This is a genomic window from Myxococcus sp. MxC21-1, from assembly GCF_032612255.1.
Classification (GTDB): domain Bacteria; phylum Myxococcota; class Myxococcia; order Myxococcales; family Myxococcaceae; genus Myxococcus; species Myxococcus virescens.
On record NZ_CP123278.1, the window covers coordinates 3,910,627 to 3,927,045 of the forward strand.

Below are 16,419 nucleotides of genomic sequence, written 5' to 3' on the forward strand. Positions count from 1 at the left end.
GCGCGGGGCCGCTTACAGGCAGTACTGCGCGAAGGTCGGGCTGCTGCACAGGCTCTGGAAGGCCGCCAGGTTGCAGGTGTCGGCGCCGGGACCGACGTTGCACGGATTGCCATGCGGGCTGCCGTAGTCGCTGCAGGTGAACTCGACGCGTTCGCCGAACAGGTAGGTGACGGCCACGGTGTTGTTCGCGTATTGGCCGTTGACCACGCAGCGGTCCAGGTCGCCCGAGTGGTCCACGGTGTAGACACCGTGGGACAGGATGCCGGGGCACTCCACCGTGCAGCTCGTCGGCGACTCCGGCGGGCGGAAGCCATACATGAAGGTGTTCGGCTGGCCGGTGGTCGCGCCGAACGTCCCCGCGGGTGCGCCGGTGGGGCTCAGCGGGTCTCCGGTGCCGTTCCAATTTCCCTTGGCCAGCGAGTACGTGCTCGCGCCCACGGCCGACAGGGCGTTGAGCGCGTCCGCCTGATTGCCCGCGGCGCCGTAGAACGTCCGGAAGGAGCGGACCTGTCCGACGGCGAGCGAGCCCAGCCGGAAGTCGAGCTGCGCGCCCAGGTCACCCGGGCCCACGTTGGTGAAGTCACCCGTGCCACCCATGAGCGAGTAGTTGATGGCCAGCGGGTCCAGTGACACGAAGTTGTTGTCGACCGCGCTCACCACCCAGGGGTTGCCCGCGGTGCCCGCGACGGTGACGTATTCGGAGAAGGTGTTGGGCAGGATGTCGTAGTCGATGCCGCGCGTGTAGCGCAGGTCGGAGATGAAGGCCGTGCCGATGTTCTCGATGAGGACGTCCACCTGGTACAGATGGTTCGTCACCGGCGACGGCGTGTAGATGTGCGTCACTCGGAACGTGTTCCCCACGCGCACCACCGACATGGTGGAGATGGGCGATGGCGCGTTGATCTCCACCGTGAGGTTGGAGGACGCGCCGCAGTCCGCGGAGCTGTAGCCGGAGATGCCCAGGTCGGCGCTCGCGACGCCCCATCCCTCACACGCGCTCCCGGGCGCGGCGGCCTCGCCGTTGGTGGGGAGGTAGCGCAAGCCAATCGTGCGGGTGCCGAAGGTGCCGCTGGAGACCGTGTTGGTGGGGCAGGGGAGGTTCAGGTGCCCCGCGGGCGCGACGCCGAGCCGGACGACGCCGTGGTCGATCATCCCGGGACAGTCAGGCAGGGGCGGGGGAGGAAGTGGGGCTCGGACGCGAGGAGGCGCTCCGCGCGCAACAGGGCCCTCGCGTTCTGGGGATGGATCCGTGCCTTCGCGTCGGTGGGGGCAAGCTCCTCCGCGCCGGAGGCCATCGCCTGGCCGCTCCAGGACAGGGCGCAGAGGAGTGCCGCGTGCAGAAAGCGCTGGGGATTCTTCGATGTGAGCATCCAGGTTCTCCTGTACCCGGCGAGACCGGGCAGTGAGAGGGCCATGACCGGCCCGCCGTGCAGCCGCGCGGCCTGACCTGGATGCGCTGCCACTGGCGGCGGCGCCCGGTGGGCCCGAGGCGTCCGCAGCCTAGCCAGTTACGGAGCGTGCGTGTGCGCTGTGCTCGCTGTGACACAGACTGCGTGTGTGGTGACGTCGATGGGGCCGTGGAGATTCCTGGGAGGGTGGAACCCTGCGTGTGGGCGTTGGGCCCAATCTGTCGGAATGGGTTATGGACAGTGTGGAATCCTCCATTGAGGGCATCCTCAACGGCCCACCTGACCCGAGAACCCTTCAAGCCGACCTTCGTCCACATGAATCGCAGACCCGAGCTCGACAGCCTGCGCGGAATCCTGCTCGTGTTGATGACGCTGACGCACCTGCCGACGCGACTGAACACGATCAGCAACCAGCCATTCGGATTCGTCTCCGCGGCCGAGGGCTTCGTCTTCCTGTCCGCGTTCCTCGTGGGCGTGGTGTACGCCAACAAGATTGAAGCGGCGGATCCGAACGTGCTGTGGCGCAGCCTCTGGCAGCGGGCGCTCAAGGTCTACGGCTACCACGTGGCGCTGCTGGCCTTCGCGTTCGCGGTCATCGGGACGTTGGGCATGGCGACGCACCGTCCCGCCATCCACAACCTGCTGGGCTTCTTCCACGAGGACCCGTTCACCGCGCTGTGGAGCAGCTTGTTCCTGCTCTACTGTCCACCGCTGCTCGACATCCTCCCGCTCTATGTCGTCCTGCTGTTGCTGACACCCTTCATCCTGCTGGGGGCCCGCGGGGTGGACGCGCATCCTGTGTCTGAGCGGGTTGGTGTGGTTGTCGGCGCAGCTGGGCTTGAAGCGCGCGCTCTACGATTTGCTGGTGTTCATCCCGGTGCTGCCGTGGCCGCCGCTGCGCATCGAGCTGTCGGGGGCCTTCGACTTCTTCGCCTGGCAGTTCCTGTGGGTGCTGGGCGTGTGGCTGGGCGTGGGCCGTGCCACGGCGCCGGAGAAGCGCGAGGTCGTCTCGCCCGTGCTGCTCAGCGGGGCGCTGGTGGTGAGCGTGGCGTTGCTGCTGATGCGCTACCAGGTGGGCATCTTCAGCATCGACCTGGACCTGTATGGCGCTCTCGTCGACAAGTGGACCCTGGCGCCCGTGCGGCTGGTGAACTTCCTGGCCATGGCGCTGCTGGCGAGCTGGCTGAGCCCCAAGGTGTTTCGCTGGCTGCGCCCCCGCGTGCTGGAGGCGCTGGGCCGTGCGTCCCTGCCCGTGTTCTCCGTGCACCTGGTGCTGTGCCTGCTCAGCCTGGCGCTGCTCAATGAGAACGAGGACCCGCTGGCCGACTGGGAAGAGGTCTTCGTGCTGGTGGCCACGTTCACCGTGATGCTGCTGGTGGCGTGCAGACAGGCGGCCGCGCTGCGCAACAGTCAGACCCCATAGGGCTTCTCTGAGAATTCTCTCAGGATGCCCTCAAGCGGCATGCGCGCGCCCTCCTTAGGGTGCGCGGCATGTGGGTCCTTCTCGTCACACTCCTCGCCGCGGCGCCGGCGCGAGAGTCCCCTCCACTCACCTTCGCCGAGTCCCAGGCGCTGGCCGCGAAAGCCGCGATGCCCGCGAGCCTGGCGCGCGCCGTGGAAACGCGGCGTGTGTGGGACGCGCGGTTGCCGTGGCTCGCCGCCAACCCCACGCTCAGCGTGGTGCCGGGGCGGCGCGCCCAGCCCGAGGGCCCAGGCTTCGAGCTGACGGTGTCGGTGGAGCAACCGCTCTTCCTGTCGAATCTGGCGGGGGCTCAGCGCGACGCGGCGAGCGCGGAGACCCGGGCGCTGGAGCGGGAAGCCGTGGCCGCGCTGCTGAACCGCCGGCTGGAGGTGGCGCGGGCCTGGCTGACGCTCTGGTCGGCCCAGCAGGCCGCGGCGACGGCCGAGCAGGAAGCGACGTTGGCGGGTGCGCTGCGCACCTCCGTCGCGGATGCGCTGGCGCTGGGCGGCGCCACCCGGTTGGAGCTGGCCGAAGCGGAAGGGTTCGAGGCCGAGGCCCAGTTGGCGCTCCTGGCTCGCGAGGCGGAGGTGACCCACGCGCGGCTGTCGTTGGCGGCACTGGTGGGCCGTCAGCCCGATGCGCACCTGGTGGTCGCGGAGGCCCTCCCGGAAGTGGCATTGCCGCCGCCTTCCGAAGAAGCGCGGTGGCTGGCGCGCGCCTCCGAGCTTCCAGAGGCGGAGGCCCGGCGCCTGCTGGGTGTGGCGGAGCGGGCCCGCGCGGCGGAGGTCCGGGCCGCGCGGGGCTGGCAGGTGACGGTGGGCGCGCAGGGCGTGCGTGAGTACTACGGCGGGCTCAGTGGCCTGCTGATGGTGGGCGTGACGCCGCCGATGTTCGACGCGGGTCAGCGCGAGCGTGGCGCGCTCCTCGCCGCCGCTGAACGTCTGGAGGGCGAGGCCCAGGAAGCCGCGCTGCGCGCCGCCGCGGAGCTGGCCCTGGCGTTCCGTGAGCGCGAGCACACCGCGGCGCAGCTCTCCGTCGTCGAGAAGTCCCTGGCGCCCAAGGCCGAAGAGGCCGCGCGGCTGGCCGACGTGTTGCTGCGCGCGGGCCAGAGCACGCTGCCTGACGTCCTGCGCGCCCGCCGCGCCCGGGCCGCCGCCAACATCCGGCTCGCGCTCGCCCGCGGCGAAGCCTCGCTCGCCGCCGCGCGGCTCCACCTCCTGCTCTCCGCTCTGCCATGACGCCCTTCGTCCGTCGTTTCGTCGCTGTGCCGATGCTCGTCCTGTCCGGGGCGTGCACGTCCGGTTCCTCCACCGCGGAGGTTCCTCCACCGCCGCCCCCGCGCGCGCCTCCGCGGCTTCGGCGTGGGTGCCCGTGCGCGCGGCGTCTCGCGTGGCCCTGGCGGAGGCCCCCGCGCTGGTGCTGTCCAGCCCGGACGCCGTCGCCGCGCTCTCCGCGCCGTTCCGCGCCCGAGTGCAGCAGGTGCGCGCGCGGCCGGGTCAGCAGGTCAAGGCGGGAGACCCGCTGGTGGAGGTGCTGATGCCGGAGGTGGTGGAGGCGGCGGGGGCCGCCAGCGCCGCCTCGCTGCGACTGGAGGCCTATTCGCGGCAGGTGGAACGCCTGGAGGCGCTTCATGCCCAGGGCCTGGCGAAGCTGCCCGACCTGGCCGACGCCCAGACGCAACAGGCCGAGGCCCGCGCCGCCCTGGTCGCGGCGCACGCGGTGTTGCGTGTGGCGGGCATCGCTCCCGGGGAAGCCCGGGGCGTGGCGGAGCGCGGCACCGTCTGGCTCAAGAGCCCCATCGGAGGAATCGTCACCGAGGTGCGCGCGGTGCTGGGGGAGATGCAGCCGGAGGCCAGCGCCGCCTTGGTGCGGGTGGCCGCCGACGGTCCCGCGCGCCTGGAGGCCCGGCTGTCCGTGCGTCCTCCCGAGGGCGCCAGCTTCGCCTTCGTGTCGGCCCAGGGCATCGCTGTTCCGGTTCGGTGGGTGGGCCAGTCCCCGGTCGTGGACGTCGCGGATGGAACGTGGCGCGCGTGGTTCGAGCCAGAGGACTCTGCCGCCGTGCTGCGCGCTGGGCAGGGCGGCCGGTTGCGCATCCAGGCCGCGGCGGGCGAGGACACGGTGCTGGTCCCCGCACGCGCTCTGGCCTTCGACAGTGCGCGCACGGTCGTCTTCACGCGCGGCGGTGAGGGGCAGCCCGTGCGCCGGGAGGTAGAGGTGCTGGCCACCTCCGGCGCGGAGGCCTTGGTGAAAGGGCCGCTGTCTGCCCGGGACGCGGTCGCCGCTGACGGCGCGGCGCTGCTGTTGGAGTCTCAGGCGGGGGCCGGCGATGAGGTGACGCCGTGATTGAAGCCCTCGTGCGCTGGTCGGTGCGTCACCGGGTCTGGGTCCTGGCCCTCACGGGCGTGCTCGCGCTGGCGGGCGTCGCGGTGTCGCTCCGCCTGGAGCTGGACGCGATGCCGGACATCACCACCAACCAGGTGCTCGTTCTCACGCGTGCGCCCGGCCTGACGCCCGAGGAGGTGGAGCGGCTGGTGACGCGGCCGGTGGAGGTGGCCCTGGGCGGCATGCCCGGACTCGAGGAGCAGCGCAGCCTGTCCCGCTATGGCCTTTCCTCCGTCACCGCCGTGTTCGAGGACGGCGTGGACCCGTACCGGGCCCGGCAGCAGGTGCAGGAGCGCCTCAACGTGCTCGGCTCCACGCTGCCCCCGGGTGTGGACCCACCGGAGCTGGGGCCGCTCACCGGTGGGTTGGGCGAAGTCTTCCACTTCACGCTGTCCTCGCCGGAGCGCACGGGCGCGCAGTTGCTCGAGCTGACGCAGATTCGCGTGGCGCCCCGTCTGCGTACGGTGCCGGGCGTGGTGGAGGTCAACAGCTGGGGCGGCCACCAGCGCACGCTGGAGGTGCGCGCGGACGCGGTGCGGCTGGCCCAGCGGGGCGTGACGCTCGCGCAGTTGCGTGACGCGCTGGAGCGAGCCACCGGCAGCGCTCCGGGCGCGAGCCTTCCGGTCGGAGAGCGCCACGTCCTGATTCGCGCCGTGGCGCGGCCTCGGGCGCCGGCTGACCTGGCGGAGGCGTTGATTCCCCGGCCTGGGGCCATGGCCGTGCGCCTGGGCGACGTGGCCGAGGTCACCGAAGGCGCGCTGCCTCGCATTGGCAGCGCCACCTCCAATGGGCGCGGCGAGACGGTCTACGTCATGGTGCAGATGCTCCGGGATGCCAATGCGCTCGCCGTGACGGGCGCCATCTCCGACGCGCTCCCCGATGTGCGAGCGCTGCTGCCCGAGGACGTGCGACTGGACGTCGTCTACGACCGCGCCACGTTGGTGCGCGGCACGGTGCGCACCGTGGGCAAGAACCTGCTGGAAGGAGGGCTGCTCGTCGTGGGCGTCCTCTTCCTGTTGCTCGGCAGCGTGCGCGCGGGCCTGCTCGTCGCCTCGGCCATTCCGTTGTCCATGCTGGGCGCGACCACCGCCATGGTGGCGCTGGACATCCCGGGCAACCTGATGAGCCTGGGAGCCATCGACTTCGGCCTGCTGGTGGATGGCGCGGTGGTGATGGTGGAGGGCCTGTTCCACCGGCTGGCGCATCTGTCGCCGGAGGAGAAGAAGCGGCCGCCCCGTGAGCATGTCGAGGAGACGGCCGTGTCCCTGGCCCGCCCCGTCTTCTTCTCCGTGCTCATCATCCTGCTCGTGTACCTGCCCATCCTGTCCCTGCGAGGCGTGGACGGGAAGATGTTCCGGCCCATGGCGATGACCGTCGTCTTCGCGCTGGCCACCGCGCTGCTGCTGTCGTTGACCTTCATCCCCGCCGCCGCGAGTTGGCTCATCCGCCCCGAGCACGTCCCCGCGCGTGAGCCACTGCTGGTCCGCTGGTTCGAGCGTCTCTACGCCCCGGCGTTGCGTCAGAGCGTGCGCAGGCGCGTGCCCGTGGCCGCCGTGGCCGTGTTCCTGTTGGCCGTGGGTGGGTGGATCTTCGCTCGCGCGGGCACGGAGTTCACGCCGCAGTTGGACGAAGGCGACATGGTGATTCAAACCACGCGTGTCCCCGACATCAGCCTGGACGCGGCGGTGAGCGAAGCGGGCCGGCTGGAGCGAGTCCTGCTCGAAGCGATTCCGGAGGTCCGCCAGGTCGTCTCGCGCGTGGGCAGCCCCGCGGTGGCCACGGACATCATGGGCTTGGAGATGGCGGACGTCTTCGTGTCGTTGGCGCCGAGGGACGCGTGGCGGCCCGGGCTCACCCGTGAGTCGCTCATCGAGGAGATGGGGCAGGTGCTGGAAGCCCGTGTCCCGGGTGGAGACCCGGCCTTCACGCAGCCCATCCAGATGCGCTTCAACGAACTGCTCGGGGGCGCGGTGACGGACGTGGCGCTCAGCATCTACGGCGAGGACCTGACCGAACTCGGGCTCCTGGCTCGCCGGGCCGCGGCGTTGCTGAGCCAGGAACCAGGTGCGGTGGACGTGCGCGTGCTCGCTCCGCCCGAGGTGCCGCTCTTCGAGGTGACGCCTCGCCCGCTCGATTCGGCCCGCGCGGGCCTGGGCGCGGTCGATGTGCTGGAGGCGGTGAGCGCGGTGCGCAGTGGCGTGGAGGTGGGCGCCACCTGGGATGGGGCGGTGCGCGTGCCCATCGTCCTGCGGTTGACGGGCGCGTCCGATGCCTTCTCCCTGGCCGAGCTGCCCCTCCCCACGGAGACGGGAGGCCTGGTGCCGCTCTCCCGCGTGGCGGACGTGCGGTTGACCTCCTCGCCCGGGCTGGTGAGCCGGGAAGGGGGCCAGCGCCGGCTGGTGGTGGGCTTCAACGTGCGAGGCGCGGACCTGGGGACGGTGGTGGAGCGGGCACGGAGCCGCGTGGAGCAGGCGCTTACTCCGCCTGATGGCTATCGGCTCGAGTGGGGCGGTCAGTACGAGACCTTGACGGAGGCACGGCAAAGGCTTTCGCTGGTGCTTCCCGCCGTGGCCTTCCTCATCTTCGCCGTGCTGCTGTTCGCCTTCCGCCGCATGCGTCCCGCTTTGGCCATCTTCGCCAACGTCCCCTTCGCGTGCGTGGGCGGGATGATGGCGCTGGCGGCTCGGGACCTGCCCGTGTCCATCTCCGCGGCGGTGGGCTTCATCGCGCTGTCCGGCATCGCGGTGCTCAACGGCGTCGTGCTGATGTCGCGCGAACAGCGGCTCGAAGCGGACGGCCATTCTCCCGGTGAGGCGGTGGTGATGGCGGCCCGCGAGCGGGCCCGGCCCGTGCTGATGACGGCGCTGGTGGCGGCGCTGGGCTTCATCCCGATGATGCTCGCTCGCGGGGTGGGCGCCGAGGTGCAGCGGCCCCTGGCCACGGTGGTGGTGGGTGGGCTCGTCACCTCCACGCTGCTGACCCTGGTCATCCTCCCCACACTCTACCCATGGTTCGCGGGTAGGACGCGCACGCAGGCGCGTGCATGATGGGGTGAAGGAGGCCGGTGCCGTGAGGCTGCTGCTGGTGGAAGACGAGGAGCGGATGGCGAACCTGCTCCGGCGGGGGCTCGGGGAAGAGGGCCACCTCGTGGACACCTGCCGCACGGCGGAGGACGCGCTCGACCAGGCAGGCGAGGTGGCCTACGACGCCATCATCCTCGACTGGGCCCTGCCCGGCATGGATGGCGTGGCGCTGCTGCGGCGCTGGCGCGAACGCGGCTTGATGACGCCGGTGCTGATGCTCACCGCCCGCGGCACGGTGGGGGAGCGGGTGACGGGCCTGCGCGCTGGCGCGGATGACTACCTGGTGAAGCCCTTTGCCTTCGAGGAACTGCTCGCGCGCCTGGAGGCACTGCACCGCCGCTCCGAGGGCCAGACGCAGTCCTGGGGCGGAGGGGCCATCCACATCGATGCCCGGCGGCGGATGTTGACGTGTGGCGACCGTGAGGTGGCCTTGACGGGCCGTGAGTTCGCCCTGCTGGGGGAATTGGCTTCGCGCGCGGGCGAAGTCCACACCCGCTCCAGCCTGCTGGCGAAGGTGTGGGGCCCCAGCTTCGATGGGCCTCCCAACATCGTGGACGTCTACGTGGGCTACGTGCGCACGAAGCTGACCGAGGTGGGCGCGGAAGGGGTGACCATCCAGGCGGTGCGTGGGGTGGGCTTCCGGTTGGTGATTGAGGGCGCTCGGTGAGGTTGGTCCGGCGGATGTGGCTGTGGGGCGCGGTGGTGCCCGTGGTGGCGGTGGTCGCCGCGCTGGGCGTGGCCGTCCAGGTGTTCCGCGTGGTGCTCGAGCGGACCCTGGACGAAGCCCTGCTGTCGCAAGCCGCGGCGGAGAGCGTGAGCCTCTTCGACGCTCCGGATGGGCGGCCGCATCTGCACGTGGAGCCCTCCCCGTTGGCGGGAGAGGTGCGTGCCTTCGTCCCCGCGACCCGGCTCTATGGCCCGGATGGGACGCTGCTCTCCGTCTTCCCGCCCGAGTCACCCACCGTCTACGAACGGGTGCTACCCGAGGACGGGCCCACGTCGCGGCTGGAGACGCAGCGCCTGGGCACGGGCCTGCGGCTTCGCGTGCTGACGGTGCAGGTACGCTCGCCGAAGGGCGTGCCCCATGTCCTGCAGTTGGTGGCGTCCCTGGGGACGGTGGACCAGGCGGTGGGCACCTTCACCTCCGTCGCCACCGTGCTGGCGCTGCTCCTGGGCGGGGTGCTGATTGGCATCCAGGGCTGGCAGGCGAGGGGGCTGGCGCGACGGCTTCACGGCATCGCGGACCAGGTGGCCCGCTCGCGCGACGGAGGCATGGTGGCCCCCGTGCCCGTGGATGAGCCCCGGGACGAAATCATGGAGGTGCGCCTGGCGCTGACCGAGGCCGCGGTGCGCGTGCGCGCGGCGCGTGAAGCGCAAGAACGCCTCATCGCGCGCGCCGCGCACGAGCTGCGCACGCCGCTGGCCCTCATGCGCACCGGCTTGGACCTGGCGCTGCGGCGCGAGCGTGGCGCGGAGGAGTTGCGCACCGTGCTGGAGGAGAACCGGCGCGAGGTGGACCGGCTGGCCAGCGTCGCCGGTGCGCTGCTGGAGCTGTCGGCGGCGGGCGGCGCCCTCGATTTGCAGCAGGGGGATTTGCGCGGGCTGCTCGACGAAGCCGCCGCGGGGGCATGGGCGGAGGCGGACCGGCGCGGTGTGTCGCTGCGCGTGGTGGGCCCCGACGAGGCCGACTGCCGGATGGATGCGATGGCCGTTCGTCGAGCGGTGGACAACCTGCTGGCCAACGCCCTCCGCTACGCGCCTCGTGGGTCCGAGGTGCGGCTGGAGCTGGCGCACCGGGACGCGCATTGGGAAGTCGCTGTCCAGGACGAGGGGCGCGGCATCCCGGAGACGCACCGAGAGGACGTCTTCACGCCCTTCCACCGCCTGGAGCGGGACGCGGGGGCGTGGGGCTGGGACTCAGTCTCGTGCGCGAGGTGGCGCGGGGCCATGGCGGCGACGCGCGCGTGGTGGAGAGCCCGGGCCCGGGCGCGCGGGTGCTGCTGACACTGCCTGGCCGGTGAGTCAGGGAGCGTTCGTCGAGCCTGGGACCGGGGTCCGTGTTCGCGCGTGTCTCCCACATCCGCCTCGGGTACAACGCCGCCGGATTTCATCCCTTCCGACAACTCAGCGTGGGGCCTATGGCCAGGGCTCGTCGTTCGAAGCAGCACCCAGATGCAACCGGTTCCGCCGAGCAGGGCTTCGTGGAGGTGCGCGGCGCCCGCCAGCACAACCTGAAGAACGTCGACGTCCGGATTCCGCGCGACGCGTTCGTCGTGTTCACCGGCGTGTCGGGCTCGGGCAAGTCGTCGCTGGCCTTCGGCACGCTCTACGCGGAAGCGCAGCGGCGGTACTTCGAATCCGTGGCCCCCTATGCGCGCCGTCTCATCGACCAGGCGGGTGTGCCGGAGGTCGACGCCATCGACGGGCTGCCCCCTGCCGTGGCGCTCCAGCAGCACCGGGGCGCGCCCACCACGCGTTCGTCCGTGGGGAGCGTGACGACGTTGGCGAACTCGTTGCGGCTGCTGTACTCGCGCGCGGGCACGTATCCACGCGGCCAGCCGCACCTGGATTCGGATGCCTTTTCGCCCAACACGCCCGCGGGCGCGTGCCCCAAGTGCCACGGGCTGGGCCGCATCTACGACGCCACCGAGAAGTCGATGGTGCCGGATGACTCGCTCACCATCCGGGAGCGGGCGATTGCCGCCTGGCCGCCCGCGTGGCACGGCCAGAACCTGCGCGACATCCTGGTGACGCTCGGCTACGACGTCGACCGGCCGTGGCGGGAGCTGCCGAAGAAGGACCGCGACTGGGTTCTCTTCACGGACGAGCAGCCCACGGTGCCCGTCTACGCGGGCTTCACCCCGGCCGAGACGCAGCGGGCCCTCAAGCGCAAGGAGCCGCCCAGCTACATGGGCACCTTCACGGGCGCCCGGCGCTACGTGCTCCAGACCTTCGCCACCACGCAGAGCGCGCTGATGAAGCGGCGCGTCTCGCAGTACATGGTGAGCGGCGACTGCCCCGAATGTCACGGCAAGCGCCTGCGCCGCGAGTCCCTGTCCGTCACCTTCGCGGGGCTCGACATCGGCGAGCTGTCGCGTCTGCCGCTCAGTGAACTCACGGACCTGCTCGCGCCCGTGGCGGATGGGACGGCCAAGGACGTGGCGGCGCTTGCCCGTGCCCATCCGGAGAAGGCGCTGGTGGCCCAGCGAATCGCCCACGACGTGTTGGCGCGCGTCAACGTCCTGACGGAGCTGGGCCTGGGCTACCTGTCGCTCGAGCGCGGCACGCCGACGCTGTCTCCCGGCGAGCTCCAGCGCTTGCGGCTGGCCACGCAGGTGCGCTCCAACCTGTTCGGCGTGGTGTACGTGCTCGATGAGCCGTCCGCTGGGCTGCACCCCGCGGACACCGCGGCGCTGCTGAAGGCCCTGGACCAGCTCAAGGGCTCAGGCAACTCGCTGTTCGTGGTGGAGCACGAGGTGGATGTCATCCGCCACGCGGATTGGATTGTCGACGTGGGGCCCGACGCGGGGGCGCAGGGCGGGCAGATTCTCTACAGCGGTCCGCTCGAGGGCCTGAATGCGGTGAAGGCGTCCCGGACGCGGCGCTATCTCTTCGGCGACGCGGAGAAGCACCGCGGCACGCGGCGTTCGCCCAAGGGCTGGCTGCGCCTGCAGGGCGTGTCGCGCAACAACCTGAAGGAACTGGACGTCGACATCCCGCTGGGTGTCCTCACCACGGTGACGGGCGTCTCCGGCTCCGGGAAGTCGAGCCTCGTGAGCCAGGTCCTGGTGGAGCTGGTGGCCGGACACCTGGGCCACGCGGTGCCGGAGAACGAGGACGAGGGAGAGGCGCTGGAGCGCACGGTCATCCACACCACCGGCGGCAGGATTGTCTCCGGCATGGAGGGCATCAAGCGCCTGGTGCAGGTGGACCAGAAGCCCATTGGACGCACGCCGCGCTCCAACCTGGCGACGTACACGGGGCTGTTCGACAACGTCCGCAAGCGCTTCGCCGCGACGCCCGCCGCACGCTCCCGGCGTTATGACGTGGGACGCTTCTCCTTCAACGTGGCGAAGGGCCGCTGCGAGACGTGCGAAGGCGAGGGCTTCGTCAGCGTGGAGCTGCTCTTCCTGCCCAGCGTCTACGCGCCGTGCCCCACGTGTCAGGGGGCCCGCTACAACGCCAAGACGCTGGAGATTCAGTACCGGGGCAAGAACATCGCCGAGGTGCTGGGCATGCCGGTGGACGCGGCCCACGACTTCTTCAGCGAGGACCCGCTGGTGCAGCGGCCGCTCGCGGTCCTGCGGGAGGTGGGGTTGGGATACCTGCGGCTGGGGCAGCCCGCGACGGAGTTGTCCGGCGGCGAGGCCCAACGCATCAAGCTGGCCACGGAGCTTCAGCGGGCCCAGCGCGGCAGCTCGCTGTACGTCTTGGACGAACCCACCACGGGCCTGCACCCCTCCGACGTGGACAAGCTGATGACGCAGTTGGAGGGGCTGGTGGCCTCCGGCAACACCGTCATCCTCGTCGAGCACGACATGCGCGTGGTGGCCGCGAGCGACTGGGTCATCGACATGGGCCCGGGCGCTGGGGACAAGGGCGGGCGGGTGGTGGTGGCGGGCCCACCGGAGGAGGTGGTGGGCCTGCCCTTCAGCCAGACCGCGCCCTTCCTGGAGGATGCGCTGGGCTGAGCATCCAGCGCCCGCCGGAGCCTCCGAGCCGTGGCCGTGAAGGCCGTCGGGCTCGGAGGTGAAGGCCGCGGAATCAGCGCGCCTGTGCCGCGGGCACGGACAGCCCTTCCGCCTTGAGCGTCTGGCTGGCCATGCCGGACATGCTCTCCGCGAGCGACTGCACGGAGCGGGTGGCTTCCTGTGTCTCCTGCACCGTCTTCAGCGTGCGCTGCATCTGCCCGGACAGCTCCTGGATGGCCTGGGCCATCTGGTGGGTGCCCGCATCCTGCGCGCTGACGGCGGCGGTGATCTGCCGCACGCTGGAGCTGGTGTCGCCGATGATGTCGGCCAGCTGCTGGAACTGCGCGCTGGAGGTCCGCACGGCGTCGAGGCTCATCCGCACGCGCTCGTCGCCCTTCTCACTGGAGCGGGCCGCCTCACGCATGCTGTTGCTGACGCCGTCGAGCACCTCGCGGATGCGGTGCGTGGCCTGGATGGACTGATCCGCCAGGCCGCGCATCTCCCGGGCCACCACGCCGAAGCCACGGCCGCTCTCCCCACTGCGCGCCGCCTCGATGGCGGCGTTGATGGCCAGCATGTTGGACTGGTCCGCCGGTCCTTCACGGAGTCCACGATGCCGGAGACCTCGCGGGTGCGCTCGTCGAGCGCGAAGATGCGCCGGGCCATGTCGGAGACCTCGGTGCGGATGGCCGCCAGGTCCGACAGCGTGCGCTCCAATGCGGCCGTTCCCTCGCGGCCCACCTGTTCGGCGCTCTCCGCGGAAGCCGCGAGCGCGCTGGCCTTCTCCGCCGTCATCTGCGAGCTGCGGCGGATCTCCTTCACCGTCTGCTCCGCCTCCTGGAGCGCTACGGCCTGACGGCTGACGCCCTCGGTCTGCTCGTCGCTGGACGAGCGGAGCTGCTGCACCACCGTGGCGAGCTCGCCGGCGCCGTTGCCCATGCGCTCGGCCAGGTTGCGCACTTCCTGCGCGCGCGCCTCCAGCTGGTGGGTGTGCGCTTCGAGCGTGCGCACCACCATGATGGAGCGGCGGGTGACGATGCCCAGCAGCGACAGCGTCAGCGCGACGTAGCCCCAGTGCGTGACGTTGCCCAGCGACCAGCCCACCAGGCCGATGACGGGGAGGACGGTGAGGACGATGGAGAGGACGAGCCCCGCGAAGCCTCCGACGAAGAGGCGCGCGTCCGGGTTGCCCAACCACGCCTGGGTGATGGCCACCGAGAGCACCACCAGCAGCACCACCATCGCCATGGGGAGGAAGGGCACGAGGATGCGCTGCCCGATGCCCAGGTCCAGGAGCGTCGCCAGGGCGCACACGCCCGCCACGGGCGAGAACACCATGGCCGCCTTCTGGAACCAGCCGCGCCGGTTGTCGAGCAGCGCGTCCGAGACGAACTCCATCAGACCGGCGACGAGCAGGAAGATGCCCACCGTGGTGCCCAGCGTGGCGGCGGCGGACGATCCCCACAGCGCCGTGGGCATGCCGCTCAGGCCCAGGAGGATCAGGCCGCCGCTGGCCGCGGAGACCGCCAGGCCCGCCAGCATCCGGCGCCGCCAGTGGAGCGCGAAGGCGCCACCCGCGCCGAGCGCCACCGCCAGCAGCAGGCAGCAGATGACGAAGGGCGCCTGGCCCTGGCGCGTCACGTAGACCAGCAGGTCATACTTCGAGCCCACCTGCGCGGCCTGGGACACGCCGATGTTGGGATTGCTGGACTGGATGCGCAGCAGCACGCGCTTGCCCTGCGCGTCGCGCGGCAGGGGCACGATGTGCCAGGACAGGTTCTCGCCAACCTCGTAGCTGTCCGGCCGGATCTTGCCGCTCGTGTAGATGCGCTGGCCGTCCGCGTACACCTCGAGCGCGTGGGTGATTTCGCCCAGGTACAGCGCGGGGTCCGTCCAGCCGCCGTCGGGGATGGGGATGCTGAGCCACATGAACTTGTGGTCGCCGCGACCCTCTGGCGCCGTGAGCGCGGGCGTGGTCCGCCACTCCTTCGAATCCCCCGTTTCCTTCGCCCACAGGGGCGTGCCATCCGAGCCCACGGGGGAGTCACCCCATCGGAAGCGCCACCCGTCGAGCACGTTGACAGGAGGTCCCGCCTCGGCCGCGTGGGCCGAGGACGTGAGGGCAAACATCAGCAAGAGGGCGGAACAAAAGCGGAAGCCAGCCATGGAGTGCGTATGGTCTTCCGCCCGGGCACCGAATGTAAATGGGTCTTCCCGACCTCTCCCGAGAATCGATTGGCGTTGCTTGGAATTGACGTCCACAGAGAGCATGGCAGGCAATGAATGCCGCGAATTTTATACTTCCGGTGAATTCCTCGCTCCGGCAGCCCGTGGGGGGAGCGGCCCACCGGCAGGGTTGTTCCTGAAAAGCCGGATGAGCCTCCGCGTCCGGACCCCGTTCCGATCGGGTTTGAACGGCGACCCGGTGCGTCATGTTGAGTCCGCGGCGGGCATAGGCGTCAGCCGGGGGACCCGCCCTTCCCATGGGGTGGGCCAAGCGGCGACACTGGGGCCATGGCGCATCTGGAGTTGATCCCCAAGCGGGACCTGTCGAGCTTTCGCAAGCTTGCGATTGGAAGTTGGAAGACGGCGTACGACCCCACCGTCTACGGAACGCTGACCGTCCGCATGGACAAGGCGATGGCCTACATCGAGGCCTTCCGTCAGCGCACGGGTGTGCGGCTCACGGTGACGCACCTGGTGGCCAAGGCCATGGGCGAGGCGTTGCGGCGCTGCCCGGACGCGAACGCCATCCTCCGCTTCAACCGCATCTACCTGCGCCAGCGCGTGACGCTGTCCACGCTCGTCGTCCAGACGGACGGCGGAAAGGTGGACCTCACGTCGGCCCGCATCGAGGACGCGGACAAGAAGAACCTGAAGGAGATTGCCAACGACCTGGAGGAGGCGGTGCGCCGCGTGCGCGAGCGTCGGGACGTGGCCCTGGAGAAGGGCAAGGGCACCATCCAGAAGATTCCCTACCTGTTCCTCAACACCTTCACGTGGCTGCTGTCCTTCTTCATGTACACGCTGAACCTGGACATGAGCCGGTTCGGCATGCCGAAGGACGCCTTCGGGTCCGCCATCATCACCAACGTGGGCTCGCTGGGGCTGGACACGGCCTACGTTCCGCTGGCGCCGTACACGCGCGTGCCCATCTTCGTCGCGCCCGGCGCGGTGAAGGAGGTGCCCGTGGTGGAGGACGGCAAGGTGGTGCCGGGCAAGGTGATGAACATCAACGCGACGTTCGACCACCGCTTCATCGACGGGTTCCACGCGGGCGTGCTCGCCAACACGCTCCGGGAGATGCTGGAGAACCCGTTCGAGAGCTTCGACGCGCTTCCGGAGACCGCCGACGCGGCGCCGGTCGCCGCCGTGGGGTAGGGCGGCGCACA

At 70.8% G+C, this 16,419-nt stretch carries 11 protein-coding genes and 2 pseudogenes; 10 read left to right on the forward strand and 3 right to left on the reverse strand.

Annotated elements, in window-relative coordinates:
* Positions 1-12: 12 nt before the first annotated feature.
* The gene (locus QEG98_RS18140; protein ID WP_316567523.1) at positions 13-1,152 is read right to left on the reverse strand and encodes a hypothetical protein; all 1,140 of its coding nucleotides are present in this window, start codon (positions 1,150-1,152) and stop codon (positions 13-15) included.
* A complete protein-coding gene (locus QEG98_RS18145) occupies positions 1,149-1,370 on the reverse strand; it encodes a hypothetical protein (RefSeq protein WP_316567524.1) in 222 nt (73 codons plus the stop codon). The genes QEG98_RS18140 and QEG98_RS18145 overlap by 4 nt, the downstream gene beginning before the upstream one ends.
* Positions 1,371-1,775: 405 nt before the next feature.
* On the opposite strand from QEG98_RS18145, the pseudogene opgC (QEG98_RS18150) reads away from it, so the two are divergent.
* The 9 genes and pseudogenes from opgC (QEG98_RS18150) to uvrA all read left to right on the forward strand — a co-directional run.
* Positions 1,776-2,129 (forward strand): annotated as a pseudogene (gene opgC, locus QEG98_RS18150) (OpgC domain-containing protein); the annotation flags it as partial.
* A 100-nt stretch (positions 2,130-2,229) separates the two neighbouring features.
* Positions 2,230-2,832 (forward strand): OpgC domain-containing protein, encoded by a 603-nt coding sequence (gene opgC / locus QEG98_RS18155; RefSeq protein ID WP_316567525.1) that lies wholly within the window; start codon positions 2,230-2,232, stop codon positions 2,830-2,832.
* Positions 2,833-2,900: 68 nt separating this feature from the next.
* Positions 2,901-4,109, forward strand: coding sequence for a TolC family protein (locus tag QEG98_RS18160; RefSeq protein ID WP_316567526.1), 1,209 nt, complete (start codon positions 2,901-2,903; stop codon positions 4,107-4,109).
* A 52-nt stretch (positions 4,110-4,161) separates the two neighbouring features.
* Positions 4,162-5,214: an efflux RND transporter periplasmic adaptor subunit gene (locus tag QEG98_RS18165; RefSeq protein ID WP_316567527.1), complete on the forward strand. Its 1,053-nt coding sequence runs from the start codon at positions 4,162-4,164 to the stop codon at positions 5,212-5,214.
* Entirely contained in the window at positions 5,211-8,300 is a 3,090-nt protein-coding gene (locus QEG98_RS18170) for a CusA/CzcA family heavy metal efflux RND transporter (RefSeq protein ID WP_316567528.1), read from the forward strand. The genes QEG98_RS18165 and QEG98_RS18170 overlap by 4 nt, the downstream gene beginning before the upstream one ends.
* Positions 8,301-8,322: 22 nt before the next feature.
* Complete coding sequence (locus QEG98_RS18175; RefSeq protein ID WP_011553483.1) at positions 8,323-9,003, forward strand: response regulator transcription factor; 681 nt, start codon at positions 8,323-8,325, stop codon at positions 9,001-9,003.
* A 761-nt stretch (positions 9,004-9,764) separates the two neighbouring features.
* Positions 9,765-10,160: pseudogene (locus tag QEG98_RS41945) on the forward strand (sensor histidine kinase); the annotation flags it as partial.
* Positions 10,161-10,270: 110 nt separating this feature from the next.
* Positions 10,271-10,357: a hypothetical protein gene (locus QEG98_RS41950; protein WP_410478074.1), complete on the forward strand. Its 87-nt coding sequence runs from the start codon at positions 10,271-10,273 to the stop codon at positions 10,355-10,357.
* A 117-nt stretch (positions 10,358-10,474) separates the two neighbouring features.
* Positions 10,475-13,027, forward strand: coding sequence for an excinuclease ABC subunit UvrA (uvrA, locus tag QEG98_RS18185; RefSeq protein WP_316567530.1), 2,553 nt, complete (start codon positions 10,475-10,477; stop codon positions 13,025-13,027).
* 73 nt (positions 13,028-13,100) lie between these two features.
* Here uvrA and QEG98_RS18190 read toward each other — a convergent pair whose 3' ends face one another.
* Complete coding sequence (locus QEG98_RS18190; RefSeq protein ID WP_316567531.1) at positions 13,101-13,604, reverse strand: methyl-accepting chemotaxis protein; 504 nt, start codon at positions 13,602-13,604, stop codon at positions 13,101-13,103.
* A 1,937-nt stretch (positions 13,605-15,541) separates the two neighbouring features.
* On the opposite strand from QEG98_RS18190, the gene QEG98_RS18195 reads away from it, so the two are divergent.
* Positions 15,542-16,408, forward strand: coding sequence for a 2-oxo acid dehydrogenase subunit E2 (locus QEG98_RS18195; protein ID WP_011553487.1), 867 nt, complete (start codon positions 15,542-15,544; stop codon positions 16,406-16,408).
* Positions 16,409-16,419: the final 11 nt, after the last annotated feature.

Coding starts and splice junctions, on each gene's coding strand:
- uvrA (WP_316567530.1), top strand. CDS start 10,475: ATGGCCAGGGCTCGTCGTTCGAAGCAGCACCCAGATGCAACCGGTTCC.
- QEG98_RS18140 (WP_316567523.1), bottom strand. CDS start 1,152: ATGATCGACCACGGCGTCGTCCGGCTCGGCGTCGCGCCCGCGGGGCAC.
- QEG98_RS18190 (WP_316567531.1), bottom strand. CDS start 13,604: ATGCTGGCCATCAACGCCGCCATCGAGGCGGCGCGCAGTGGGGAGAGC.
- QEG98_RS18145 (WP_316567524.1), bottom strand. CDS start 1,370: ATGCTCACATCGAAGAATCCCCAGCGCTTTCTGCACGCGGCACTCCTC.
- QEG98_RS18160 (WP_316567526.1), top strand. CDS start 2,901: ATGTGGGTCCTTCTCGTCACACTCCTCGCCGCGGCGCCGGCGCGAGAG.
- QEG98_RS18195 (WP_011553487.1), top strand. CDS start 15,542: ATGGCGCATCTGGAGTTGATCCCCAAGCGGGACCTGTCGAGCTTTCGC.